Annotated in this window: 3 protein-coding genes and 1 pseudogene; 3 read left to right on the top strand and 1 reads right to left on the bottom strand. The window is 35.2% G+C overall.

The window, feature by feature from the left end; translation table 11 throughout:
- Window positions 1-251: 251 nt before the first annotated feature.
- The 3 genes from Q4A14_RS08930 (at window position 252) to Q4A14_RS08920 (ending at window position 2122) form a co-directional block, all read left to right on the top strand.
- On the top strand, window positions 252-1100 hold the full coding sequence (locus Q4A14_RS08930; RefSeq protein WP_303171524.1) for a hypothetical protein: 849 nt from the start codon (window positions 252-254) through the stop codon (window positions 1098-1100).
- A 279-nt stretch (window positions 1101-1379) separates the two neighbouring features.
- Window positions 1380-1598, top strand: a complete 219-nt coding sequence (locus Q4A14_RS08925) for a hypothetical protein (RefSeq protein WP_303171522.1) — start codon at window positions 1380-1382, stop codon at window positions 1596-1598.
- Between the two features lie 95 nt (window positions 1599-1693).
- Window positions 1694-2122: a hypothetical protein gene (locus Q4A14_RS08920; RefSeq protein WP_303171520.1), complete on the top strand. Its 429-nt coding sequence runs from the start codon at window positions 1694-1696 to the stop codon at window positions 2120-2122.
- Window positions 2123-2237: 115 nt separating this feature from the next.
- Here Q4A14_RS08920 and Q4A14_RS08915 read toward each other — a convergent pair.
- Window positions 2238-2327 (bottom strand): annotated as a pseudogene (locus Q4A14_RS08915) (DNA-binding protein); the annotation flags it as partial.

Raw genomic sequence — 2327 nt, 5'->3', positions numbered from 1 at the left:
CTCCAGCACGCAAATCTACGCTCAAATCACAGACCAAAAGATTGCAAGGGACATGGAGAGGCTGATACAATAGTAATATACCCATCAAATAGGTGTCGATATAGATTTACAGCATCATTATAACAAATGATAGGTATTCTGCAGTATGTATTCTCACAGCATCAATTTTATAATTACATTTGCGAACAGTAGCAAGAGATGTTCTCTTGTTGCGTGGAATTTCACTAATTAAAATTATGTAGTATCAGGTTATGAAGAAACCTTTTAAAAGCAACTTGCTATTAATCTTAATCGCTGTTCTTCTATTTGGCTGTCATGGTCAAAAAGAAGAATTTTTAGTATCTGCCGTATCCTCTGGCATTGAGGAGAAGATGCCTTCAGAGAGTTTAACATTACGCTCAGGGAACGAATTTCTCACTCTTTCTGAAGCTGATAAATCTATTATTAAAAACTATTGTAATGACTTAAAAACATTGGCTTTTGAGTCAAGTGCAATGACCGCAAAGGCACTGAATTACGACTCATATAAGGATGTCCCTGTAGAAGAAATTCTACGTAATCCAATGGTAGCACATCTCCAATTTTTAGATATAAAAGAAGAGGGAACAAATAACCCAATCCATTTTTATGATCTTTCTTTAGAGGATAGAGAGGAGTTTCTAAATGCATACCTAAAAGAAGAACAGAAAAGTATCGAAGAGAAGGTGGCTCTCATTCCAGAACTCTTAACAGAGATAGAAAAGTACGATCTTGCTTGTGAGAAAATATTCTCCTCCCAAAATATTGAACGCTTAGACTATGAAAACATGGACTTTAGTAAATTCTCTATAGCGAAAACACAATCTTCTAAAACCCTCAAAAGATATTCAACCTCAACTAAGGAAGTAGATCTTTTCGACTTAATAGAGGAAGAACTGAACTCTCAGAATAATATTCAAAACCAAGTTGATATGTCCGATGGTTTAAATCCAGCGATGCTAAGAAGTAGCAGTAGTAGTGGAGGGGGTGGAAATACTTCTGTTAGAAATAAAATTATTTCTAAACACTTAGAGTCAGGAGTACGCCGAGGGGATATATTAATACGAAAGAAGAATTGGTAGGCTATAGGTAAAAATTTTTCTATTGCAGGGCATGTTGCTATTATCAACACTCCCCTAAATTGGGATTCAAAGCCACGGAACAATTTATCTATTGATTCAACACCTAAAGATAAGAAGGAAGGACATTCTGACGGTGTTCAATATATGAATTTTGATACTTGGTGTCGTCCTCATGCGGTTCTCGGAATACGGAAAGCCACAACAAGTAGGAGTAAGGTGAAAATAAGAGGTCGTTATCGTTACTATCGTTCTTATGTTCGAATAGAAGATCTCTCAAGGATGGCAGATAGAGCAAAAACATATATTGGGAGACCTTATGGCAATGTGTTTAAAACGATGAAAGAGGTTCCAAATAAATTTATTTGCAGTTCTCTTGTTTGGTATTGTGCCAAGATGGAATATGGTGTTGATATATCAAATGGGTCGCGAAAGTATGTTTGGCCAAGTGACATTCTTAAAGATTCTAATACATACATAAAGACAGAATACGAAAAGTAATTATGAGGAATGTTTATTATACCGTTTTAAAACTCACGATTGTTGTAATAGCTGTATGTTATAGCCTAACTTCTTGTCAAATAGGTACTGTAGAAATGAAGCGCTATCGTGATAAACCTAAAGATCCTGCACTTATTGGAGAGTGGCTATTTTTGAAAGATTTGGCTAAGATAAAATCTAATCCCAAAATTATTGAGGATAATCTTGATGGTGCTGGTTTTTTGGCAGGAGTCGTGTTTCACAGCAATGGAGATGCACAAGTGATTAGATTACACTATTCCAAAGACAGTTCTGAGCCCAGATTGGTAAGAGAAGCTCCAGACTATATATTTTATACGAAAGATGAGATCATCTATTATATACAAATCCATCCTAAGAAAGGGGACTACCCTAATCGCTTTCAAGAAAAGTATATGATTAAGGGTAATTTATTGTACACGGATTATGTTGAAGGGGAATCAACTCCAGACTATGAGCGAAAAACTGTGACTACAGATATTTTTCCAAATAGAATTGTGAAGTAAAAATGAATTGAAATTCACTTTTTGATTTGCACCCGAAAAGTTCGGTATCCAACTTTTCGGGTGTTTTTATTTTCTATCTTATTTTAACCCGATATCAATCCGTATTATAAAATATCTAATTCGTATTTTTATAGTTTTCTTGGAGTAATTGATTGATGTCGGAGAGTCGATAGAGGATTTTCCCTGCGATTTGGGTGTAGGGAAT

It is taken from the genome of Porphyromonas sp., from assembly GCF_030529325.1.
In the GTDB taxonomy this organism is placed as follows: Bacteria; Bacteroidota; Bacteroidia; order Bacteroidales; family Porphyromonadaceae; genus Porphyromonas_A.
This window is presented reverse-complemented; position numbering and strand designations above follow the sequence as displayed.

Excerpts from the sequence above, each read along its gene's own strand:
- Q4A14_RS08920 (WP_303171520.1), top strand. The coding sequence starts at position 1,694 with ATGAAGCGCTATCGTGATAAACCTAAAGATCCTGCACTTATTGGAGAG.
- Q4A14_RS08925 (WP_303171522.1), top strand. The coding sequence starts at position 1,380 with ATGGCAGATAGAGCAAAAACATATATTGGGAGACCTTATGGCAATGTG.
- Q4A14_RS08930 (WP_303171524.1), top strand. The coding sequence starts at position 252 with ATGAAGAAACCTTTTAAAAGCAACTTGCTATTAATCTTAATCGCTGTT.